Origin of the sequence: Tabrizicola flagellatus (assembly GCF_008271465.1) — a bacterium.
GTDB lineage: Bacteria > Pseudomonadota > Alphaproteobacteria > Rhodobacterales > Rhodobacteraceae > Tabrizicola > Tabrizicola flagellata.
On sequence record NZ_VMDU01000009.1, the window covers coordinates 79,355 to 101,430 of the forward strand.

General features: G+C 66.7%; 18 protein-coding genes. 5 read left to right on the plus strand and 13 right to left on the minus strand.

Features of this window, described 5'->3' with window-relative positions; translation table 11 throughout:
- Window positions 1-74 precede the first annotated feature (74 nt).
- The 8 genes from FL625_RS12830 to FL625_RS12865 form a co-directional block, all read right to left on the minus strand.
- Entirely contained in the window at window positions 75-1,649 is a 1,575-nt protein-coding gene (locus FL625_RS12830) for a glycoside hydrolase family 43 protein (RefSeq protein ID WP_149589076.1), read from the minus strand.
- A gap of 97 nt (window positions 1,650-1,746) precedes the next feature.
- Window positions 1,747-2,880 carry a Gfo/Idh/MocA family protein gene (locus FL625_RS12835; protein ID WP_149589077.1) on the minus strand — a complete coding sequence of 378 codons (1,134 nt, stop codon included), beginning with the start codon at window positions 2,878-2,880 and terminating at the stop codon, window positions 1,747-1,749.
- A 12-nt stretch (window positions 2,881-2,892) separates the two neighbouring features.
- Entirely contained in the window at window positions 2,893-3,642 is a 750-nt protein-coding gene (locus tag FL625_RS12840; RefSeq protein WP_149589078.1) for a sugar phosphate isomerase/epimerase family protein, read from the minus strand.
- Between the two features lie 15 nt (window positions 3,643-3,657).
- Complete coding sequence (locus FL625_RS12845; protein WP_149589079.1) at window positions 3,658-6,033, minus strand: beta-mannosidase; 2,376 nt, start codon at window positions 6,031-6,033, stop codon at window positions 3,658-3,660.
- 4 nt (window positions 6,034-6,037) lie between these two features.
- Complete coding sequence (locus tag FL625_RS12850) at window positions 6,038-7,117, minus strand: ABC transporter ATP-binding protein (protein WP_149589080.1); 1,080 nt, start codon at window positions 7,115-7,117, stop codon at window positions 6,038-6,040.
- 3 nt (window positions 7,118-7,120) lie between these two features.
- Entirely contained in the window at window positions 7,121-8,029 is a 909-nt protein-coding gene (locus FL625_RS12855) for a carbohydrate ABC transporter permease (protein WP_149589081.1), read from the minus strand.
- On the minus strand, window positions 8,022-8,852 hold the full coding sequence (locus FL625_RS12860; RefSeq protein WP_235019409.1) for a carbohydrate ABC transporter permease: 831 nt from the start codon (window positions 8,850-8,852) through the stop codon (window positions 8,022-8,024). The genes FL625_RS12855 and FL625_RS12860 overlap by 8 nt, the downstream gene beginning before the upstream one ends.
- A gap of 182 nt (window positions 8,853-9,034) precedes the next feature.
- Window positions 9,035-10,258, minus strand: coding sequence for an ABC transporter substrate-binding protein (locus FL625_RS12865; protein WP_149589083.1), 1,224 nt, complete (start codon window positions 10,256-10,258; stop codon window positions 9,035-9,037).
- A 322-nt stretch (window positions 10,259-10,580) separates the two neighbouring features.
- On the opposite strand from FL625_RS12865, the gene FL625_RS12870 reads away from it, so the two are divergent.
- From FL625_RS12870 to FL625_RS12880, 3 genes are all read left to right on the plus strand, one after another.
- On the plus strand, window positions 10,581-11,639 hold the full coding sequence (locus FL625_RS12870) for a LacI family DNA-binding transcriptional regulator (protein WP_149589084.1): 1,059 nt from the start codon (window positions 10,581-10,583) through the stop codon (window positions 11,637-11,639).
- Window positions 11,636-12,691: a sugar phosphate isomerase/epimerase family protein gene (locus FL625_RS12875; protein WP_149589085.1), complete on the plus strand. Its 1,056-nt coding sequence runs from the start codon at window positions 11,636-11,638 to the stop codon at window positions 12,689-12,691. The genes FL625_RS12870 and FL625_RS12875 overlap by 4 nt, the downstream gene beginning before the upstream one ends.
- Window positions 12,692-12,768: 77 nt before the next feature.
- Window positions 12,769-13,929 carry a Gfo/Idh/MocA family protein gene (locus FL625_RS12880; protein ID WP_235019410.1) on the plus strand — a complete coding sequence of 387 codons (1,161 nt, stop codon included), beginning with the start codon at window positions 12,769-12,771 and terminating at the stop codon, window positions 13,927-13,929.
- 134 nt (window positions 13,930-14,063) lie between these two features.
- Here FL625_RS12880 and FL625_RS12885 read toward each other — a convergent pair whose 3' ends face one another.
- The 5 genes from FL625_RS12885 to FL625_RS12905 all read right to left on the minus strand — a co-directional run bounded on the left by FL625_RS12885 (window position 14,064) and on the right by FL625_RS12905 (window position 19,489).
- Window positions 14,064-14,852, minus strand: coding sequence for an NUDIX domain-containing protein (locus tag FL625_RS12885; protein WP_290426959.1), 789 nt, complete (start codon window positions 14,850-14,852; stop codon window positions 14,064-14,066).
- An 82-nt stretch (window positions 14,853-14,934) separates the two neighbouring features.
- A complete protein-coding gene (locus FL625_RS12890) occupies window positions 14,935-15,387 on the minus strand; it encodes a TrgA family protein (RefSeq protein WP_149589086.1) in 453 nt (150 codons plus the stop codon).
- A 12-nt stretch (window positions 15,388-15,399) separates the two neighbouring features.
- Window positions 15,400-16,614 (minus strand): SAM-dependent methyltransferase, encoded by a 1,215-nt coding sequence (locus FL625_RS12895; protein WP_149589087.1) that lies wholly within the window; start codon window positions 16,612-16,614, stop codon window positions 15,400-15,402.
- 54 nt (window positions 16,615-16,668) lie between these two features.
- Window positions 16,669-18,081 (minus strand): cryptochrome/photolyase family protein, encoded by a 1,413-nt coding sequence (locus FL625_RS12900; protein WP_149589088.1) that lies wholly within the window; start codon window positions 18,079-18,081, stop codon window positions 16,669-16,671.
- Between the two features lie 181 nt (window positions 18,082-18,262).
- Window positions 18,263-19,489, minus strand: coding sequence for an aminotransferase class V-fold PLP-dependent enzyme (locus FL625_RS12905; protein ID WP_149589089.1), 1,227 nt, complete (start codon window positions 19,487-19,489; stop codon window positions 18,263-18,265).
- Window positions 19,490-19,891: 402 nt separating this feature from the next.
- On the opposite strand from FL625_RS12905, the gene FL625_RS12910 reads away from it, so the two are divergent.
- Window positions 19,892-20,938, plus strand: coding sequence for an ABC transporter substrate-binding protein (locus tag FL625_RS12910; RefSeq protein WP_149589090.1), 1,047 nt, complete (start codon window positions 19,892-19,894; stop codon window positions 20,936-20,938).
- A 160-nt stretch (window positions 20,939-21,098) separates the two neighbouring features.
- The gene (locus FL625_RS12915; protein WP_149589091.1) at window positions 21,099-21,815 is read left to right on the plus strand and encodes a hypothetical protein; all 717 of its coding nucleotides are present in this window, start codon (window positions 21,099-21,101) and stop codon (window positions 21,813-21,815) included.
- The last annotated feature ends 261 nt before the right edge of the window (window positions 21,816-22,076 follow it).

Below are 22,076 nucleotides of genomic sequence, written 5' to 3' on the forward strand. Positions count from 1 at the left end.
TCCCTTCGGCTTCGCCCTTTATGACGCCATCCACCCGGCAATCAAGAGTTGATCAAATCCGCCCACGCAATTCCTCAATCCGCTTTGGGCGCATAGCGGAAGCGGGTCACATCCGCCGTCCAGCCCTGCCCCGTCAGGTCATGCGCCACCACGCCGACGAAGGCGCCGGTGAACGACGCATGCTCTCCCCGCCCGCCCTCGTCCGACACGACCGAGGCATCGAGCTCCGGCCCGACCGCCACGCCGTTCACGTGGAACCGCTGCACCGCCCGATCGACGCTGACCCCCAGCGTCACCTTGCCCTCGGCCACCGGGAACCGCCCGTGGAAGGTCAGCGCCTCGCCCGGCCAGTCGCCGAGGCAGGAAACCAGTGTCACCACCCGCTCGCCCCCCTCGCGCGTGATCAGCGCCGCATGGAACTTGTGCCGGTTGTAATAGGTGATCAGCCCCGCGGCCCGCTGCCAGTTGGGCGGGTCGGCCAGGACATCGCACTCCGCCTCGTAGCAGGGCTCGTCCTGCCGCCGCGCCACCAGCGACTGCTCGAACCAGGACCCCAGGCTTTCCCGCCCGATCAGCCGCAGGGCGCTGCCGGTCATGCGGAAAATCCGCTCCGGCTCGGGCGTGCGCAGCCACTGGAAATCCGGCGGCAGGGCCGCGCCAGTGAAATCATGCTCCACGGGACCGGGCACGACCCGCTCCACCGGCAGATCGACCGTGGTCGGCGGCAGCATGCCCCCGTCCTTCAGCCAAAGCCAGCCATCGCGCCACACGACCTCGGCCAGCCCCGTCTCGCGCCCCGTCGCGCAGAACAACCCGCGCGGACCCTTCTGCGGCCGCCCGCAGAGGAAGGAATGCCAGAACCGCCCGTCGTGGCCTTCGACATACTGCCCGTGCCCCATCCGCTGGATCGGGTTTTCCGGGTTGAACCGCGCGGTGATCACATGTTTCTGCGGATGCGTCTCGTAAGGCCCCCGGATGTCCCGCGACCGCGCCAGCGTGACCGCATGGTCATAGCCCGTCCCGCCCTCGGCCGTGGTCAGGTAGTAGTATCCGTCATGCCAGAACAGATGCGGCGCCTCGGTCAGCCCGAGGTCGGTGCCGGTGTAGATCGTCGTCACCTCGCCGATCAGGCCCTGCTCCGGGTGCCATTCCTGCAACTCGATCCCGTCGAAGGCATCATGCGCCGGGTTCAGCCCCGTCCCCTTGCCCCGATGGTTCCAGCGCATGTTGACGAACCACTTGCGCCCGTCGCGGTCGTGGAACAGCGAGGGGTCGAAGCCCGAGGAATTGACGTAGATCGGGTCCGACCACTCGCCGTCCACCGTCTCGCAGGTGACGATGTAGTTGTGCGCGTCCTTGAAGGCGCCATCCAGCCGCTTGACATCCGTATAGACCAGCCAGAACTTCCCGTCCGCCCAGGACAGGCAGGGTGCCCAGATGCCGCAGCTGTCGGGGTTGCCGCGCATGTCCAGCTGCTTCGCCCGCCGCAACGGACGCGCGACCAGCCGCCAGTTCACCAGGTCGCGGCTGTGGTGGATCTGCACCCCCGGATACCATTCGAAGGTCGAGGTCGCGATGTAATAGTCCTCGCCCACGCGGCAGAAGCTCGGGTCGGCATTGAAGCCGCGGATCACGGGGTTTTCCAGCATCGTCAACCTCTTGTCATGGATACGGGCGGAGGGACCCCTCAATCCCCCCGCCCGTGACGGCCCGCCCGGCAGGGAGGTGCCGGGTCCGGGCCGGTTCTCAGCGCAGAAGCGCCCGCGCCTCCGCGGGCGAGAGCGCCGCCGGCCGGGTGCAGGTGGTGGTCAGGGTGATAAACTCCCCCGTCTCGCCCGATTTCAGGCAGGCGGTCATCACGTCCACCCCGTGCAGCGTCCGCTCCAGGCTGCACCGCGCATCGCGCCCCGCTTGCAGCGCCGCCACCATGTCGGCCAGGCCCGCCGTGCGGTAGTTGGCGAGCGGCCCGCGCTGCGGATGCTCCTGGTTCGGCACGCCGAACGGGTGATCCCAGGGCGCGACCTCGGTCAGGGTGCCGGCCTTGTCCGCCACCTCGACCGTGCCGCCGAAGAAGTTCGGGTCGGGGACATAGAGCGTGCCCTCGGTGCCGTAGAACTCGAAATGGTTGCGCTTGTGGTGCCAGACGTCCCACGAGGTCGTCAGGTTCACCACCGCGCCATTGTGGAACTCCAGCAGCGCGTGGATGTTCGTCGGCGTCTTGACCGGGATCTGCTGCCCCGCCCGCGCGCCCGAGCCGATGGTGCGGGTCGGCGTGGCCGAGGAGGTGATCGCGCCCACGCGGCGCACCGGGCCGAGGAAGTTGATCAGGTTTGCCACATAATACGGCCCCAGATCCAGCATCGGCCCCGCGCCCGGCAGGAAGAAGAATTCCGGGTTCGGGTGCCAGCCCTCCGGCCCGTGGTTCTGCACGCAGGCGACCGCGGTGGTGATCGTGCCGACGCGGCCCTCGTCGATCAGCGCGCGGGCCTGCTGATGCGCCCCGCCGAGGAACGTGTCCGGCGCGCAGCCCACGGCCAACCCCTTCGACGCCGCCAGATCGCGCAGGGTCTTGCCCTCTTCCAGCGTCAGAACCAGCGGCTTTTCGGAATAGGCGTGTTTGCCCGCCTCGAGGATCCGCTTCGTCACCGGATAATGCGCCTCGGGGATGGTCAGGTTGATGACCACGTCCACGTCCTTGTTGGCCAGCAGGTCATCGACGCCCTGGGCCTTCACGTTGAACTCCTCGGCCCGCGCCTTGGCCGCCTCCATGTTCACGTCGGCGACGGCCCGCACCTCCAGTCCCTTGAACAGCGGCGCCAGCCGCAGATAGGCGCTGGAGATGTTGCCCGCCCCGATGATCCCGATTCCAAGATTTGCCATTTTTCCCATTCCTCAGAAAGCTTTGGCCGAAGCGATGGACCGGGTTGCGAACCGCGCGTCGTCCTTCGGGTTGTCGTGTTCCATGACGAAGTGCCTGACCCCGATCCTGCGCAGCGCGGCCATGATCGTTTTCCAGTCCACGGTGCCGTACCCCACGTCCGACCAGCCGTCCTCGTCCCTGTTCTCCCCGGCCGGGGCGATGTCCTTCACATGCGCCGCGGTGATCCGGTCCTTGTATTTCTCGATCCAGGACAGCGGGTCCGCGCCGCCCCGGATGACCCAGGCCACGTCAATCTCCCACTCAAGGCCCGGCCCCCCCTCGAAGATGCGGTCCTGCGGCATGGACCCGTCGGGCAGGGCCTTGAACTCGAAGTCATGGTTGTGCCAGCCGAACCCGTAACCGGCGGCCTTGTAGGGCGCACCCGCCTTCTGCAGCCGCGCGCCGAAGGCCTTCCACCCCGCTGCATCGGTCGGGCGGTCGTCAGGCATGATGTAGGGGCAATACAGCCGCTCCATCTTCAGCGCCTTGGCGATGCCGAGCACCTTGTCCACCTCGGTCTCCAGCTGCTGCAGGCCGAAATGCCCCGTGGGCATCGTCAGCCCCGTGGCCTTCAGGCCCTCCGCCGTCGCCGCGACCGCCGCATCGTCGGCGTAAAGCGCGCCATAGCCTTCGACGCCGGTGTAACCCGCCTTCGAGACCATCTCGAAGGTCCGCGACATCGGCGGGAAGTTGCGCGAGGAGTAAAGCTGATAGCTGAACATGGGGGGGTCCTTTCGTCAGCCGCCATAGGTGGCGGAATGGAGATCGCGGAGGGTGAAGGTCGGGACCGCCGAGGCATCCTCGGGGGTGAAGGTGATCGTGGCCGGATGGCCCGGGAACAGGGTCACGGCATTGGTGGAGAAGCGGCCCGGAACTTCAGATTCTACCGCAACAAACGGGGCGAGAGCCTTGACCTGCAAGGTCAATTTCCACAAGTCGCTTTCCCGCTTGATGTCCGCCGTCAGGCCCGAGGGCAGAAGGTCGTAGGCCTTCCAGGGCCTCGGTGCATGGACATCCCCGCCCTGCGCATCGCCCGACCAGGTGAAGGCCAGCACCTCGCCCGCCCCCAGCGCATCGGGGGCCAGGGTCAATACCGGCACGGCCGCATCGGTCGGAACCGTGACCGTCGTCTGCGCCAGCTGCCGTGTCGTCCCGTCCATCGCCGCCGCATTGGCCGTGACGGTGATCGTCACCGGCCCCGCCCGGTCATTCACCGCCCGCAACTCGATGCCGCCGTCCTTCGGCACCGCCGTCACCAGGACCGGCGCATAGAACCGCGCGGCCATGTGATGCAGCAGCTTCCAGTTCCCGCCGTGATCCAGGCTTGCCCAGGAACAGACCGGCCAGGTGTCGTTCAGCTGCCAGTAGAGCGTCCCCTGGCAATGCGGCTTGAGGCTGCGCCAATGCGTCACCGCCGTCTTGATCGCCAGCGCCTGCTGGACCTGGCTCACATAGACGAAGTTCGGGAAATCCACCGGGAAGCGGAAATAGCGGAACATCGTCTCGGCGATCCGCGCGTTGCCGCCGGGGTTCTTCTGGTGGCTCTCCATCACCGGGCTGGCGATGTTCCAGTCGGCCGCGTCGGCAAACCGCCGGATCGCGGAGAGGGACGGATAGGACTGGAAGCCGAATTCCGAACAGAACCGGGGGCTTACGTCCCGATAATGGTCGAAGTCGCGCCCCTCGTGCCAGACGCTCCAGAAATGCATGTCGCCCGACGAGTCGTCATGCCAGGCGTCGCCAAAGGCCAAAGGCCCCGGGCTTGGCGAGGAGGGCCACCAGTTCGCCCCCGGCAGGACCGAATGGAGCGCGGCCTCGATCGTACGGTTCAGCCGGTCGTAGTTCACCAGATAGCGGTCACGGTCCTTCCGGCTTTCGGGGAACCAGGTCAGCGCCCCGATCAGCTCGTTATCGCCGCACCAGAGCGCCATGCAGGCGTGGTGGCTGATCCGGGCCACCACGTCGCGCACCTCGGCATCGACCTCGGCGAGGAATTCCGGCGTGGACGGATAAAGATGGCAGGCGAACATGAAGTCCTGCCAGACCATCAGACCCAGCTCGTCGCAAAGGTCGTAGAACCAGTCCGGCTCGTACCGCCCGCCGCCCCAGATGCGGATCATGTTCATGTGCGCATCGACCGCCGATTGCAGCAGCCCCCGCACGCCCTCGGGCGTGATCCGCCCGAACAGCGCATCCGCCGGGATCCAGTTCGCCCCCTTGGCAAAGACCGCGCGACCGTTGACCTGCACGCCGAAGGACCGCCCAGCCGCGTCGGGTTCGGAGACCAGCCGCATCTCGCGCAGGCCGATCCGCCGGACCAGGCGCGCGCCGCCGCCCTCCAGCACCAGCTCGTGCAGCGCCTGCGCCCCCTGCCCCGCCGGCCACCACAGCACCGGATCGGCGATCTTCATCGTCAGCCGCGCCACCCCGCCCAGGACCGGAGCCGTGCCGGTGACGCCGCACAGGCTGGCCGCGACCGCCTCGACCCCTTCGGCATGGACGGCCAGCGAGACCTCGGCCATGCCGGGCCGGTGCGCCTGGGTGACGATGACATCGCCGATGCGGGGGCCGGCACGTTCCAGCCGGATCGCGCCCGACAGGCCGAAGATGCCCAGCGCGATGTTCCAGTCCCAGCCGAAATCGCACTGCTGCTTGCGCAGCATGTTGGCATGCGGGATCGGGCCGTTGACCTGCTGGTAGGGGATCGGGAACGGCATCCGCGCCGCCCGCGCCGCCGCCTCGCGGACAGGGCTGCGAAAGCGGATCTCCACCTCGTTCCGCCCCTCGCGCAGCGCGCCCGACACGTCCACCCGCCAGCGCCGGTGGACATTGGCCGCTGCCAGCACCACCTGGCCGTTCAGCCGCAGCTCGGCCACCGTGTCCAGCCCCTCGACCACGAGGACCGCAGGACTGCCGTCGTGGTCGAAGCTGCGCCGCGCCAGCCAGTCCCGCTCGCTGACCCAGCGGCAGTCATATTCGTTCCGGCCGCGATAGGGGTCCGGGATCACCCCTGCCTTGTGCAGCGCGGTGATCCCGTCCCCGGGCAGGTCGAAGGCCACGACATGGGCGCCGCTTTCATCCGAAAGCGTCCAGGCACCCGCCAGGTCGAGCATGATGTCAGATCCTCTGTTCCGTCTTTGCGTCGAAGAGCGATGCCTTGGGGATATCGAGCCCCAGATGCACCTTCGTTCCCGCGGGAATCCGGCCCTCGACCGGCACCCGCACGCTCATGTTGGTCCCTTCGGCCTTCAGCCACAAAAGGCTGTCGGCGCCCAGGTTCTCGTCGATCTCGACCTCGGCCGGGATCGAGGGACCGGCCGGGGGCGTAGTGGAGACGGTGATATGCTCGGGCCGGACGCCGAGGATCGCATCGTCGCGCTCCAGCACCGCCCCGCCGTCATAGCCGGACAGGTCGATCTTCGTCGCGCCGAACTGGAAGGCGCGGCCGCCGTCCACCGTTCGCCCCTTCAGGAAGTTCATCGACGGCGAGCCGATGAAGCCCGCCACGAACAGGTTCGCCGGGCGGTTGTAGATTTCCAGCGGCGCGGCAAGCTGCTGGATCACGCCGCCCTTCATCACCGCGATCCGGTCGGCCAGCGTCAGCGCCTCGATCTGGTCGTGGGTCACATAGACCATCGTGTTGCCCAGCTGGTTGTGCAGGCGCTTGATCTCCACCCGCAATTCGCTGCGCAGCTTGGCGTCGAGGTTCGACAGCGGTTCGTCGAACAGGAACACGTCCACATCGCGCACCAGCGCCCGCCCGATGGCGACCCGCTGCCGCTGCCCGCCCGAAAGCGCCGCGGGCTTGCGGTCCAGGAGAGGCTGGATCTGCAGGATCTCGGCCGCGCGCGCGATGCGTTTGTCGATCTCGGCCTGCGGCACCCGGGCGTTCTTCAGGCCGAAGCTCAGGTTCCCCCGCACCGTCATCTGCGGATAAAGCGCATAGGACTGGAACACCATCCCGATCCCCCGGTCCGAAGGTTCGGCCCAGGTGACGTTCTTCCCCTTGATCCAGATCTGCCCGTCGGTGATGTCGAGCAGCCCCGCAAGACAGTTGAGCAAGGTCGATTTCCCGCAGCCCGATGGCCCCAAGAGCACGACGAATTCGCCCTCCTCGACGTTCAGGTTCATGTTCTTCAGGACCGAGACCGAGCCGAAGTTCAGCGTCAGGTCCTTGACTTCAATCGAGTTTCCCATGGATCAGCCTTTCACGGCACCGGCGGCGATACCGCGCACGAAGAGTTTGCCAGAGACGAAGTAGACGATCAGCGGCACCAGGCCCGTCAGCAGGGTCGCGGCCATGTTGACGTTGTATTCCTTCACCCCCTGGACGGAGTTGACGATGTTGTTCAGCTGGACCGTCATCGGGTAATAGGCGGGCTTGGTGTAGACCACGCCGAACAGGAAGTCGTTCCAGATCCCCGTCACCTGCAGGATCAGCGCCACCACGAAGATCGGCAGGCTCATCGGCAGCATGATGCGGAAGTAGATGCCCCAGAACCCCGCGCCATCGACGCGCGCGGCCTTGAACAGTTCCTCCGGGATCGAGCTGAAGTAGTTCCGGAACAGCAGCGTCAGGATCGGCATGCCGAAGATCGAATGCACGATCACCAGACCCCAGAGCGAGCCGTAAAGCCCCGCTTCGCGCAGAAGGATCACGATGGGATAGAGCATGATCTGATAGGGGATGAAGGACCCGAAGATCAGGATGGTGAAGAAGATGTCCGATCCCTTGAATTTCCAGTTGATCAGCGCGTAGCCGTTCACGCTTGCGATGGCGATCGACAGGATCACCGAGGGCACGGTGATGATGACGCTGTTCCAGAACCCGCGGCTGAGACCGTCGCAGTTCAGGCCGGTGCAGGCCTCGGACCAGGCCTTGACCCAGGGCTGGAAGGTGATCTCGACCGGGGGCGCGAAGATGTTGCCCATCCGCACCTCGGGCATGCCCTTCAGGCTGGTCATCACCATCACCCAGAGCGGCAGGAGGTAATAGAGGCAGACCACGATCAGGATGCCGTAGAGCATGATGTTGCGCGGGCTGAGCGCGCGCTTGGGCCTCGCGCCGCGCGGGCCGGTCATGGCGGAACTCATCGAGATGTCAGCCATGCTTCTTGCCTCCGAATTCCAGATAGGCCCAGGGGATCAGCACGATCAGCACGGACAGAAGCATCATGGTCGAGGCCGCGAAGCCCTGGCCAAGGTTCTGCGCCTGGAACATGTAGTCGTAGACATACATCGCCGGCACCTGGCTGGCGTTGCCGCCAGGCCCGCCGGAGGTCATGGCGACCACCAGGTCGTAAAGCCGGATGATTCCGGAGGCGACGATGACCAGCGTGGTGATGAAGACCGGCCGCATCATCGGGATCACCACGACCAGATAGGTCTTCCAGGTCGGGATCCCGTCCACCCGCGCGGCCTTCCAGATGTCCTCGTCGATGCCGCGCAGGCCCGCCAGCATCAGGCACATGACAAAGCCCGTGCCCTGCCAGAGCCCCGCGATCAGCAGCCCATACAGCACGGTCTGCGGGTTGTTCAGCGGGTCGAAGCTGAAGCTCGTCCAGCCCAGGTCGCGCACAACGCCCTCGATCCCGAACTGCGGGTTCAGGATCCACTGCCAGACCAGCCCCGTCACGATGAAGGAGAGCGCGAAGGGATACAGCATGATGGTGCGGAACGTGTCCTCGAAGCGGATCTTCTGGTCCATCAGCACCGCCAGCAGAAAGCCCATCGCGATGGTGAAGACCAGCGACATCACCCCGTAGAACATCAGGTTCTCGATCGAGACCAGCCAGCGGTTCTGCGACCAGAGCCGTTCGTACTGGTCCAGCCCCACCCAGCGCAGCCGGGGCAGGAGCTTGGAGTCGGTGAAGGAATAGACGACGGTCCAGATCGTGCCGCCGACGAAGACCACCAGGGCCGTCGCGATCATCGGGATCGCCGCGATCTTGGCGCTGATGTTGCGGGTCCACCGCGGTCGCGGCCTGGCCGCGGAAGCTGTGCGGATTGCGTCCGCCTCGCTGCTGGCTGACATCGGTCCCTGCCCCCCTTTCGACTGTCAGGTGCGAAAAGGGGCCGCCCGCTACCGGGCGACCCCCTGTCGTGAAGTCAGTCTCAGAGACCCGATTTCAGGTTCTCGACCCATTTCGCATGGGCGTCTTCCGGCGACATGTCGGACTTCCAGAACTCGACCATCAGGTCCTCGTTCAGCTTCTGGACGTCCGGCGACCAGACCATGTCGCCCGAGGGAACGATGTTGCCGCCGGCGAGGATCTCCAGACCCTTCTTCATGCAGTCGTTGGCGGCCGCCATGTCGATGTCGCCGCGGATCGGCAGCGAGCCCTTCTTCAGGTTGAAGGCGACCTGAACTTCGGGGCTGACCAGAAGCGCAGCCAGGCGCTTCTGCGCGGCTTCCTTCTCGGGGTCGTCCAGTTTCGGGAAGTAGAAGGCATCGCCGCCGGTCGAGATGTACTGGTTCAGGCCCAGGCCCGGCAGGCAGGTATAGTCCTTGCCGGCGACCTTCTCGGCAACCTGGAACTCGCCCTGCGCCCAGTCGCCCATGATCTGGCCGGCCGCATCGCCGTTGATCACCATGGCGGTCGCCTGGTTCCAGTCCTGCACGTTCGACCCGCGCGCCAGTTCGCGGGCATCGGCCGCGGCCTGGAACACGGCCGCATATTCCGGGCCGGCCGCCACGTCCATGTTCTTGTCCACGTTCACGGCCTTCCAGGCGTCAAGCCCGGCCACGGCGATCTGCATCGCGCCGAAGGCGAGGTTCGACTGCCAGGGCTGGTTGCCCAGAGCCAGCGGGATCTTGCCCGCCTCGCGCACCTTCGGAGCGGTGGCGACGAACTCGTTCCAGTTGGTCGGAACCGGAATGCCCAGATCCTCGTAGATCTTGTTGTTCAGCCACAGCCATTCGGGCGAGTGGATGTTCACCGGCGCACAGTAGATCTTGCCGTCCACGGTGCAGGCGTCCAGAAGGCTCGGCGGATAGACGATCTCTTTCCAGTTGTTCGCCTCGGCCACGTCGGTCAGGTCCAGCATCAGTCCGGCCTCGACCAGTTCCAGCGCCTGCTGGCCGTGGTTGAACTGGGTGGCGCCCATCGGGTCACCGCCGGTGATGCGCGAGATCATGATCGGACGCGCGGTGCCGCCGCCGCCCGCGATGGCGCCGTCGATCCACTTGTCGCCGCTCGCGTCGAAGGCCTTGGCCAGTTCGGCCACGGCCGCCGCTTCCCCGCCCGAAGTCCACCAGTGGGTGACCTCAAGCTCGGTGGCCATGGCGGGCATCGCCACGGTCATCGCCAGAAGCGCCGTCATCCTTGAAAGTTTCATGCCGTTCCTCCCGGTTTCTAAAACGTTATAGAAATAGCCTATAACGTTATAGTTTTGCCGATCAACTGATCTTTTCGCTTGTCGAGCCCTGTGACACAAGTTTTCATGAGAGGATGATCTGCGCCATTCCGCGCGGGAGTCATCGGGTAAATCGGGTCAATGCCGCACTGCCGAAACAGCGTGAAACCCCTTGCCGGACGGGCGCTTCCCGGCAGCGGAGCGTCGCGCGGCGCTGCGCGTGCAAAGGGACCGGCGATCACCGAATCACCATCCGGGATTCGTCGGGGCTGCACCGCCCCGCGCCCGGCCGACGGAGGCTGCGATGGCCACCCTCTCTGATCCCGCTGTCCCTGATTCGGATTCCCGCCCCACACTCAAGACGATCGCCGCTGCCACCGGCCTCGCCATCGCCACCGTCTCGCGCGCCCTGAAGGACGCCCCGGACATCGGCGAGGACACCAAGCGCCGCGTGCGCGAGACCGCCGCCCAGCTCGGCTACCGCCCGAACCGCGCGGGTGTGCGCCTGCGCACGGGCAAGACCAATGTCATCGCGCTGGTGCTTTCGACCGAGGCGGATGTGATGAACCACACCTCGCGGCTGATCTACTCGATCGCCAACGCGCTGCGTGGCACCGCCTATCACCTGATCGTCACGCCATTCTTTCCCGACCAGGACCCGATGGAGCCGATCCGCTACATCGTGGAAACCGAAAGCGCCGATGGCATCATCCTGAACCAGACCAAGGAGGACGACCCCCGTATCCGCTACATGCACGAGCACGGCTTTCCCTTCGCCGCGCATGGCCGGACCGCGATGGGCATCGACCACCCCTATTTCGACTTCGACAACGAGGCCTACGGCCGGCTCGGCGTCCGGACGCTGGCCGAACGCGGACGACGGCGTCTGCTCCTGGTTCCGCCGCCGCGCGCGCACATGTATGCCCGGCACATGACCTTCGGCTTCTCGGACGAGGCGGCGCTTCTCGGGATACCCTTCGAGGTGGCCGAGGGCGTGACCTCGGACAGCGGCGGCGAGGCGGTGGAGGCCGCGATCACCGCGCGCTTCACCCGGCCCAATCCGCCCGACGGGATCCTCGTCGGATCGACCACCGCCGCCATGGCCGCCATCGCCGGGGCGGAACGCACGGGTCGCGTCCTGGGCCGGGATTTCGACCTGGTGGCGAAGGAAGCCATCGCCGTCCTGCGCCGGTTCAGGCAGGATGTGCTGATCGTGCGCGAGGATGTGGGACGGGCCGGCGAATTCCTGGCCCGCGCCCTGGTGGCCGAGATCGACAAGCGCGACTGGGCCGAACGGCAGGGGCTGGAGGTCCCGGTCAAGGTGGAACAGGGCCGCCCGGCCCGGATGGGAGGAACGCAATGAAGACGATGAAGGGGCCGGCGCTGTTCCTGGCGCAGTTCGCCGGGGATGCTGCACCGTTCAACTCGTGGGGATCGATCACGAAATGGGCGGCCGACTGCGGCTATGTGGGCGTGCAGGTGCCGTCCTGGGACGGGCGGCTCTTCGACCTCGACAAGGCGGCGGCGTCGAAGGACTATTGCGACGAGGTCAAGGGCGTCGCGGCCGAGGCGGGGCTGGAGGTGACCGAGCTTTCCACCCATCTCCAGGGCCAGCTCGTGGCCGTGCATCCGGCCTACGACACGGCCTTCGACGGCTTTGCCGCGCCCGCCGTGCGCGGCAATCCCAAGGCGCGGGCCGAATGGGCCGTCGATCAGGTGAAGAAGGCACTGACCGCGAGCCGCAACCTCGGCCTGACCGCGCATGCCACCTTCTCGGGCGCGCTCGCCTGGCCCTATCTCTACCCCTGGCCGCAGCGTCCGGCGGGGCTGGTGGAAGAGGCCTTCGACGAGCTTGCCCGGCGCTGGACCCCGATCCTGAACCATGCCGAGGAGATGGGCGTCGATGTCTGTTACGAGATCCACCCCGGCGAGGACCTGCACGATGGCGTCACCTTCGAGATGTTCCTCGACCGCGTGAAGGGCCACAGGCGCGCCAACATGCTCTATGATCCCAGCCACTATGTGCTGCAGCACCTGGACTATCTGGAGCACATCGACATCTACCACGACCGGATCCGCATGTTCCACGTCAAGGATGCCGAGCTGAACCCGACCGGGCGGCAGGGCGTCTATGGCGGCTTCCAGTCCTGGGTGAACCGCGCGGGCCGCTTCCGGTCCCCGGGCGACGGGCAGGTGGATTTCGGGGGCATCTTCTCGAAGCTCACGCAATACGGCTATGACGGCTGGGCGGTGGTGGAATGGGAATGCTGCCTCAAGCACCCCGAAGACGGCGCGCGCGAGGGCGCGGCCTTCGTCGCGGCCCATATCATCCGGGTGACCGAGAAGGCCTTCGACGACTTCGCCGATGCCGGGACCGACCGCGCCGCCAACCGGCGGATGCTGGGGCTTGACTGACAGGGCGGACCGGGGGGCCAGCCCCCCGGACCCCCCGGGATATTTCTGGACAGATGAAAGACGAGACGAGGTAAGCCATGCCCATCGACGCCGCCCATACCGCCCGCCCCGAACGCCTGCGCCTTGGCATGGTGGGCGGGGGACGTGACGCCTTCATCGGCGCGGTCCACCGCATCGCCGCGCGGATCGACGACCAGTACGAGCTGGTCGCCGGTGCCTTTTCCTCGAACCCCGAGAAGGCCCTGGCCTCGGCCGCCGACCTGGGCGTGCCGCGCGCCTATACGAGCTTTGCCGAGATGGCGGCCAAGGAGGCGCGGCGCAAGGACGGGATCGACGCGGTGGCCATCGTGACGCCGAACCACATGCATGCGCCCGTGGCGATGCAGTTCCTGAAGCGCGGGATCCACGTCATCTGCGACAAGCCGCTGACCGCGACGCTGGCCGAGGCGAAGAAGCTGGCCAGGGCGGCCGAGGCCTCGGGCGTGATCTTTGCGCTGACCCACAACTACACCGGCTATCCGATGATCCGGCAGGCGAAGGCGATGATCGCCGCCGGAGAGCTGGGCGAGTTGAGGCTCGTCAACGTGGAATATGTCCAGGACTGGCTGACGGAACCCGTGGACAACAAGCAGGCCGACTGGCGCACCGATCCCGCGCGGTCCGGCGCGGGCGGATCGACCGGCGACATCGGCACCCATGCCTTCAACCTGGCGAACTTCGTCACCGGCCTGACGCTCGACAGCCTTGCCGCCGACCTGACCGCCTTTGTCCCCGGCCGCCGGGTGGACGACAACGGCCATGTGCTGCTGCGCTACAAGGGGGGCGCGAAGGGCATGCTCTGGTGCAGCCAGGTCGCGCCGGGCAACGAGAACGGGCTGCGCCTGCGGGTCTATGGCACCAAGGGCGGGCTCGAATGGGCGCAGGAGGATCCGAACTACCTCTGGTTCACCCCCTTCGGGCAGCCCAAGCGCCTGATCACCCGCGGCGGCGCCGGATCGGGTCCCGAGGCCGCCCGCGTCACCCGCGTTCCCCCCGGCCACCCGGAGGGCTATCTCGAAGGTTTCGCCAACATCTACACCGAGGCGGCCCGCGCCATCCGTGCCGCCAAGGCCGGGTCTGCCGTTCCAGAGGGCACCACCTTCCCCGGCCTCAAGGAGGGCCTCGAAGGCGTCGCCTTCGTCGATGCCTGCGTGCGTTCGTCGGCCAGGAACGGCGCATGGACAGCGTTGAACCTGTAACGAACCGATCCCGATTGCTCTTTTGAGAAATACTCAACGGGTGGTCCGGAGGGTGTGAAACCCTCCGGGGTCACGGCAGGGCAAAAGGGGTGAACGCCTGGCGCGATCGCCGGCGGGACGATCCGCCCATCCTACTACCTCCGCAACCGCTCCCGCTCGCGCTGCAGCCACAGCACCGTCAGAAGCAGCGGGGCGTTGCCGATCTCGCCTGCCGCCATCACCTCGACCAGCCGGTCGTAGGACAGAAGGTGCCCCTTGATGTCCTCGGCCTCGTCGGGCGACCCGAAGACACCGGCCACCCCGTCCGGCAGGTCGCAGAGCGCGACGTAGGAATAGAGATATTCCGCCACCGCCCCCGGTGTCGGATAGTATTCCGCCACCTTCTCCAGCGCGCCCAGCACCAGCCCCGCCTCTTCCACCGCCTCGCGCCGCGCCGCCTCTTCCGGCGTCTCGCCCGGGTCGATCCGGCCGGCGATGGCCTCCAGCTGCCAGGGCAAGGGGTCGCCGCGACCGTAGGGTCCCATGCGGAACTGTTCGACGAGGAGCACGCGGTCTCGCCGGGGATCATAGGGCAGCACCGTCACCGCGTCGCCGACGACGAAGACCTCGCGAGTCAACTCCGGACTCAGGCTCCCGTCGAAGCGGCCATGGCGAAGCCGGTGGATGTTGATCGCGAAGAACCCGGCATGGGACGGCGTGACCGCCCCAAGCGCGACCTCGCCCGACCCCTGCCGCAGCCCGCGCCCCGGGGCGGCAGCCGCGCGCACCCGGCTTGCCGCCTCGACCCTCAGACCGGGCAGGCGCCGGGCCATCGCCTCGGCAGGCAGATGGCCGAAGCCCTGTAGCACCAGCGCGGCAAGCTCCAGCCCCGCCTCCCCGGCGGGCAGACCATCCTGCCCCAGCACCGCCACGAGATAGGCCACTCGCGCCCCAGTGCCGGCCGGATCCGCACCCGACACAAGCGCCCGAAGCGCGGGCGGCCAGTCCTGCGGAAACCCGGTCACATCACTTCCAGCGGCGGCCCGCGTTCTCGGTCAGAAGCCCAGCCGCAATGCCGCCCACGAGTATCGTGCCGAACACGCCCAGCGACAACAGTCCGTGCGACCGCTGCGCCATCACCTGGAACACGTCCAGGATCGCATCCAGCGCCCCTTCGTAGCGCATCTTGACCGAATTCATCAGCATCTCGCGCAGGGCCAGCATGAACAGCGCCACCACAGCCAGCACGAACGCGGTCTTGATCCCCGCGCCCGCCGCCTCGACATAGCCCTTGCCGACCGCGGGCCCCATCACTGCCCAGCCGACGAAAAGCCCGATCACCGCCGCGCCTTCCCGGATCGGCCCCGCGGCCGAGGCGTCCGGCATGTTCATCGCGTAGTAGTTGGCCATGATCCAGCCCACGACCGCAAAGCAAACCGCAGCCATGAGTTTCGAGGCGGTCGGCAGGGCTGATGCCATTCAGAGCTGTCCTCAGTTCGGACGCGTCACCGTGATCTGCGTCACGTCGCAGTTTCCACCCTGAAAGGCTCCCGCGCAAGAGGCGAGGTAGAAGTCCCACATCCGCTTGAACCTGTCGTCGAAGCCCAGCTTGCGCACCTCTCCCCAGCGGTCGGCGAAGGTCTCGTGCCAGCGCCGCAGCGTCAGGCTGTAGCTTTCCCCGAACTCGATGGATCCCTTGACGCGCAGCCCCGCCCGCTCGACCTCGGCACGCAACACCGAGGGCGCCGGCAGCATGCCGCCCGGGAAGATGTATTTCTGGATGAAGTCCACGCCCCGACGATACAGGGGCCAGCGCGCGTCGGCGATGGTGATGATCTGCAAGGTGGCATTGCGCCCGGGCTTCAGCCTTTCGCGCAGGGTGTTGAAATAGACCGGCCAGTATTTCTCGCCCACCGCCTCGAACATCTCTATACTGGCAATCCCGTCATAGCTGCCGCGCTCGTCGCGATAGTCCTGCAACCTGATCTCCACCCGGTCGGACAGGCCCGCCTTCGCGATCCGCTCTACTGCATAGTCGTGCTGCGCCTGGCTGATCGTCAGCCCGGTGACGCGCAGGCCGCGCTCCTTCGCGGCATATTCGGCAAAGCCGCCCCAGCCGCAGCCGATCTCCAGCACATGGTCGCCCGCGCGCGCGCCCATCTGGTCCACCATGCTGGCGTATTTCCGGCGCTGCGCCGTTTCGAGGCTTTCCTGCGGGTTCTCGAAGATCGCCGAGGAATAGGTCATCGTCTCGTCCAGCCAGAGCCGGTAGAAATCGTTGCCGAGGTCGTAGTGATAGCTGATGTTCTTCCGCGCCTGGCGCTTCGAGTTCGATTGCAGCCAGAACCGCAGCCGCTCCCAGGCGCGCACCAGGCCCATGCCCGGAAAGCCGTCGCCGACGATGTTGTTCGCCGGGCGCTGGATCAGGTCGAGGAAGGCCTGCAGGTCGGGCGTCGTCCACCAGCCGTCGAGGTAGGCGTCGCAGAAGCCCAGGTCCCCCTCGCGCACCAGCCGCGCGAAAAGATCGGGATGCACCACTTGCAGTTCCGCCGCGATGCCCGGCGCGCGGCCCTCGACGCGAAAGCGCCGCCCGTCCGGAAGCACGAAATCCAGCCGACCCTCGCCCAGCCGCCTGGCCACCTCGAAGGCCGTCGCGAAATATCGCGGCAGGTCGCGCTGGCCATCGACCGTCGTCAGAACGTCCATGTCCCCCCCCACAGGGCTTTTCCGTCACCACTTTCGCCAAAGCCGCGGCCTTGCTCAAGCATTTCGTGCCCCATATGCCGCAAGGGCACGCGCGCGGCCCTCGGCAAGGTCCACCACCGGCGCCGGATAGAGCTGGTCGGGCCGCAGCTGCCAGGACCGCGGAACCGCCTCGAAATAGGCCAGCGCCTCGGCCCCGGGCGCGCGCGACATCTCGGCCAGGAACCGGCGGCGATAGCTGCCGTCGGGGTCGAACTTCTCGGCCTGCCCCGCCGGGTTGAACACCCGGAAATAGGGCGCGGCATCGGGACCGGATCCCGCAACCCATTGCCATCCCATCGCATTCGCCGCAGGGTCCCAGTCGGTCAGGCAGTCGGCGAACCAGTCCAGCCCGACCTTCCAGTGCGTCAGGAGATGCTTGGTGAGATAACTTGCCACCACCATCCGCACCCGGTTGTGCATCGAGCCGGTGACATACATCTCGCGCATCCCCGCATCGACGAAGGGCTCGCCCGTCATGCCGCGCCGCCAGCGTTCGGCCTCCGGGTTGTCGCCGCGCCAGGGGAAGGCGTCCCAGTCCGGCTTCCAGTTCGACGTGGTGATCTGCGGCGAATGGTGCATCAGGTGATAGCTGAACTCGCGCCAGGCCAGCTCGCGCAGGAAACTCTCCGCGCCCCCCGCCCCCTCCTCGCGCCGGCGCAGCGCCGCGTGCCAGACCTCGCGGATGCCGATCTCGCCGTAGGTCAGGTTCTCCGACAGCCGCGACGTGCCCGCCTCCCCCGGCAGATCGCGCCTCTCTCCGTAGCTTGCGACCGGTCCGTCCAGGAAGGCCGCAAGCTTCGCCCGCGCCGCGGCCTCGCCCACCGCCTGATAGCGGGCGACGACCCCTGCCCCCCGGTTCATCGCCGCGCCCAGCCGCCAATCCTCCAGCCGGTCCGAGCCGGGCCGGACCGCGACGCCCCGCAACGCCTTCGGAGCCGCCGCCGGCTCCGCCACCGGCAGCCCGCGCATCGCCTTCCAGTAGGGCGTGAACACCCGGTAGAACCCGCCCTGCCCGGTCTCGATCTCCCAGGGCTCGTGCAGAAGATGCCCCGCGAAACTGCGCGCCTCCAGACCCGCGCCCTTCAGCGCCGCCTTGACCCCGGTGTCCCGCGCCACGCTCGCCGGATCGTATAGCCGCGACCACCAGACCCCGCCCGCCCCCACGTCCGCGACCAGCCCGCGCAAGACCTCCAGCGCCGGCCCGCGCCGCAGCACCAGCCGCGCGCCCAGCCCCTCCAGCGCCCGGCCGAAGGCTTCCACCGCCAGCCCGAGCCGCCACTTCGGCGCCGCGCCAAGAGCCTCGGTCTCCGGGTCCAGGATGAACATGGGCAGGAGAGGCCGCCCCGTCGCCGCCGCCGCCGCCAGCATCGGCTGGTCCGCCAGCCGCAGGTCGCGACGGAACCACAGGATCAACGGTGCTTCTGACATTCCCCAGCCCTTCTCAACCTGGCATTACGCCGCGACCAGACAGCCGGATCACCCTGCATTTGCCCTTTTTGCAAATACTCCCGGGGGTTTGGGGGTGGCAAACCCCCAACGCCGTCCCTGCGCGCCTGCCGCGCAGGGACAAACGCAAGGGCTTGCGCGCCAGCGCGCCGCAAGATGGGCGCTACAACACCCGGTCCAGCGCCGCGATCAGCCGCACGACCTCCTCCGCGCTGGTGTAATGCACCGCGCTCATCCGCAACACGCCCTTCTCGCGGTCGATGCCCAGCGCCTCCAGCGGCCGCACGGCGTAGAAATCCCCCGCCCAGCAGGCGATCCCGTCGCGGCCCAGCGCCTCGCTCACCGGCTCGGCCGGCCGGTCCAGCTCCACCGCCACCGTCGGCGCCCGCCGCGCGGCCTCCCTCGGCCCCAGAAGCCGCACATCGTTCCGCTGGGAAAGGTAGTCCAAGAGCGGCTGGATCACCGCCACCTCCTGCGCCCGCATCAGGTCGTGCACCCCCCGGTTCCGCGCCGCCGCGTCGCCGGTCACCCCGTGCCGTGCGGCGAGTTCGTCGATGTAATCCGCCATCCCCGCGCAGGCCGCGACCTGGGCATGGTCCGGACCCGCCGGCGTGTGCCGCTTGTAGAGCGTGCCGTGATTGAAGAAATGCGCCTGCCCCGGCAGCTCGAACCCGAAGGCCTCGCGGATCACCATGATCCCCTGGTGCGGCCCATAGGTCTTGTAGGCCGAGAACAGGTAGACATCGCAGCCCAGCGCCGGGATGTCGGGAAACCCGTGCGGCGCATAGCTCACCCCGTCCACCACCGTCCGCGCGCCCGCCGCCTTCGCCATCGCGCAGATCGCCGCCACGTCGTTGATCTCGGCGATCACATTGGAACAATGCGGAAAGCACACCAGCCGCACCTTGCCGTCCGCCAGCAACGCCGCCAGCGCCTCGGGGTCCAGCGATCCCGTCGCGGGATCGAGCTTCCACTCCCGCACCTCGATCCCTTCCTCGGCCAGCCGCCGCCAGACGCCGGAATTGGCCTCGTGGTCCTGGTTCGTCACCACGACGGCCCCCTTGCCGCCCGCCAGCCACTTCCGCACCGCCTGCGCCAGGACATAGGTGTTGGCGCTGGTCGAGGGCCCGAACGAGACCTCCTCCCGCCTGACCCCCATCATCGCCGCCAGCCGGTCGCGCGCCTCGTCCATCTCGGCGCCCCCCGCCTGCGCCCCCGGATAGGGGCCATAGGGCTGCACCTTGCGGTCGCGGTAGAACCGGGTCAGCCGGTCCACCACCTGCACGCAAGGGTAGCTGCCCCCCGCGTTCTCGAAGAAGGCATGCGAGGACAGCACCGGCGAGGCGAAGGCCGGGAACTGCGAACGGACGAATTCGAGATCAAGCGCCACGGCGCGACTCCCACTTGGGGCCGCAGTTCGGGGGCGACCGCACGCAGTGCGGGACGGTCCCGGTCTGCGGCAGGTCTTCCAGCCAGACGGACGGATGTCTCCCCGCCCGCCAGAGTCGGGACGCCCCCGGCCTCGCCGACAGGACTAGCAAGCCCGCCGAAGCCCCGCAACCCCGCGCCGCCCCTGCCTTGCGCCCGCCAATCAGGCACGGTGACGCAAGGTCACCGGAAATTGCGCGGCTTTCTGCGGCAAAAGCCGCGAATCTTCGCAGTTTCCCCTTGTCCTTTTGCGGAACCCGAACCAACTTCGGCGCGTTGAAGGGGGCGGTCAGTCCGCGACTTCGCAGGGGAAACAACTGCGCCCGACGGGCGGACCGTCCGCGCAGCAGGCAGAGGAGAACACATGAGCCGCAGATCCATCGTCCTTATTGGCGCAGCTTCCGCGCTGTCCATGTCCGTCGCGGCCCATGCCGCCGATCCCGAGCTGACCGTGCTCGACTGGGCCGGCTGGGAAATCGACGGCATGCTGCAACCCTATGTGGACAAGCACGGCCAGAAGCCGACCTATGTTTTCTTCGCCGACGATGACGAGGCCTTCCAGAAGGTCTCCTCGGGCTTCCGCACCGATGTCGTCCATCCCTGCGCCGCCGCCGTGCCGCGCTACATGGAAGCCGGCCTGATCGAGCCCTGGGATGTCTCGAAGATCCCCGAGTTCAAGAACATCCCCGCCCGCATGGCCGATGCCTTCAAGAATGACGAGGGCGTCTGGTTCATCCCGACCGACTACGCCTATACCGCCATCGCCTACAACGCCGAGACCGTCCCGGCCGAGGATGTCGCGACCGTCCAGGTCTTCGCCGATCCGAAATATGCCGGCCGCATCGCGCTGCCGGACAACACCGACGACATCTGGTCGCTGGCCTTCATGGCGACCGGCGTCACCTCCTGGGAGAACGTGACCGACGAACAGTTCCAGGCCGCCGCCGACTGGCTGCGCAAGGTGCATCCGAACGTCCGCGCCTACTGGGCCGACCCCTCGGAACTGGCGCAGCTGATGGCCTCGGGCGAGGTGCAGGTGGCCTGGTCCTGGAACGACCCGGTCGCGATCCTTCAGGGCGAGAACTTCCCCGTCGGCTTCAACCGCGCCCCGAAGGAAGGCGCGGCCACCTGGTTCTGCGGCTTCGTCAACATGAAGGACGGCCCCGGCAAGGAGGACAAGGCCTACGACCTGATGAACTCGCTGCTCGCACCCTCCTCGGCCGAGCCGCTCCTCGATGCTATCGGTTATGCGCTGTCGAACGACGCCGCCATGGCCCAGATCCCGGCAGAGCGGCTGGCAGCCGCCTTCGTCGATCCGGTCACCACGCCGCTCTTCGTCCAGGACCCGCCCTCGACCGAAATGCGCGACCGGATGATCGAGGAATTCGAGATGATCAAGTCGGGCTTCTGATCCTGACGTCGGATTGACGGAACGCCCGGGGGAAACCTCGGGCGTTTTGCTTTGTGCATCAACCGCATCCCACACGCCTGACCAGCATTTTCATCTTGACTTACCCCCCCCCGGTTGCGCTTCCCTTTCGCTGAGCTTCACGGCGTGGTCATGGTGCCTGATGCGGTTTGCCTTCGCAGTTGTCATGGCGAGTTTTTTTGGCGCGGCGTCTGCCGAAACTCCGCCAACCCCCATTCCCGACGACCTGGATCCGTGCTGGGCGTTCACCGAGGATGCCACTTACGTCAACCATACCATCGTCATGCAGCTTGAGCACCGCGAGGTGAAGATGCGTGTGCCCATCGATTATTTCGAGGATCGGTGGGACCGGAAGGACGGTTTCCGCGATACGGCGCAGTTGTTCAGCGTAGATATCGGGACATTTGAGATGGTCACCCGCCCGGATACCAAAGTAAGAAAGAAGAATGGTATTCGCAGTCTGCTGCTGTTTCTGATTTCAGATCACATACCAATGGAAAGACTAGCACCACATGCGGCTGAGATGTTCATTCCAGGTGGTAATCCGGACAGGCCTCTTGCTGACTATAGTCGCATGGACGGACCATTCGGGCTCGAGGAAATTAAATCCCCAAGTAAAGAGATTAAGAAAGAAATCAACAAGAACATATACATCGATTTCGATGAAACTGGACAACTGAAAACTGTCTTGAATTGCAATGCACCAGGCACCTTAATGAATCCAGGCTGCGAACAATTCTTTGAAGCTGCCGGGCTTGATGTCTCTGCAACCTATGATCTCTCGGAACTCCCGAACTGGCGTCGCGTCCAGGACAATGTGACTCGATTTCTCACTTGCGCCACCTCGTCCAACCTTTAGGAGCACATCATGCTATCAAGCACGCAACTGTCGGTCCTTCGGTTTCATGCGAATGCTGGGGATCGTGTTGCCTACTACACCGCGCTGGCGGACTTTGGCGTTGCATATGGTAGCCTTGCTCTGGGCGTCGTGTTGAACACTCAACTTGCTGGCTCTGCGGCAAACACTTTCTTTTTGGGCAAAGCAGGGGAAGAGGGCGCTCCGGTTGCTCTGACCCCCGAGAGTCATCCAGCTGAAACCAGAGCCGGCGGGTGACAATTG

Excerpts from the sequence above, each read along its gene's own strand:
- FL625_RS12895 (WP_149589087.1), bottom strand. The coding sequence starts at position 16,614 with ATGGACGTTCTGACGACGGTCGATGGCCAGCGCGACCTGCCGCGATAT.
- FL625_RS12910 (WP_149589090.1), top strand. The coding sequence starts at position 19,892 with ATGAGCCGCAGATCCATCGTCCTTATTGGCGCAGCTTCCGCGCTGTCC.
- FL625_RS12850 (WP_149589080.1), bottom strand. The coding sequence starts at position 7,117 with ATGGGAAACTCGATTGAAGTCAAGGACCTGACGCTGAACTTCGGCTCG.
- FL625_RS12880 (WP_235019410.1), top strand. The coding sequence starts at position 12,769 with ATGCCCATCGACGCCGCCCATACCGCCCGCCCCGAACGCCTGCGCCTT.
- FL625_RS12865 (WP_149589083.1), bottom strand. The coding sequence starts at position 10,258 with ATGAAACTTTCAAGGATGACGGCGCTTCTGGCGATGACCGTGGCGATG.
- FL625_RS12915 (WP_149589091.1), top strand. The coding sequence starts at position 21,099 with ATGCGGTTTGCCTTCGCAGTTGTCATGGCGAGTTTTTTTGGCGCGGCG.
- FL625_RS12845 (WP_149589079.1), bottom strand. The coding sequence starts at position 6,033 with ATGCTCGACCTGGCGGGTGCCTGGACGCTTTCGGATGAAAGCGGCGCC.
- FL625_RS12870 (WP_149589084.1), top strand. The coding sequence starts at position 10,581 with ATGGCCACCCTCTCTGATCCCGCTGTCCCTGATTCGGATTCCCGCCCC.
- FL625_RS12890 (WP_149589086.1), bottom strand. The coding sequence starts at position 15,387 with ATGGCATCAGCCCTGCCGACCGCCTCGAAACTCATGGCTGCGGTTTGC.
- FL625_RS12835 (WP_149589077.1), bottom strand. The coding sequence starts at position 2,880 with ATGGCAAATCTTGGAATCGGGATCATCGGGGCGGGCAACATCTCCAGC.
- FL625_RS12840 (WP_149589078.1), bottom strand. The coding sequence starts at position 3,642 with ATGTTCAGCTATCAGCTTTACTCCTCGCGCAACTTCCCGCCGATGTCG.
- FL625_RS12860 (WP_235019409.1), bottom strand. The coding sequence starts at position 8,852 with ATGATCGCGACGGCCCTGGTGGTCTTCGTCGGCGGCACGATCTGGACC.
- FL625_RS12855 (WP_149589081.1), bottom strand. The coding sequence starts at position 8,029 with ATGGCTGACATCTCGATGAGTTCCGCCATGACCGGCCCGCGCGGCGCG.
- FL625_RS12900 (WP_149589088.1), bottom strand. The coding sequence starts at position 18,081 with ATGTCAGAAGCACCGTTGATCCTGTGGTTCCGTCGCGACCTGCGGCTG.
- FL625_RS12875 (WP_149589085.1), top strand. The coding sequence starts at position 11,636 with ATGAAGACGATGAAGGGGCCGGCGCTGTTCCTGGCGCAGTTCGCCGGG.
- FL625_RS12830 (WP_149589076.1), bottom strand. The coding sequence starts at position 1,649 with ATGCTGGAAAACCCCGTGATCCGCGGCTTCAATGCCGACCCGAGCTTC.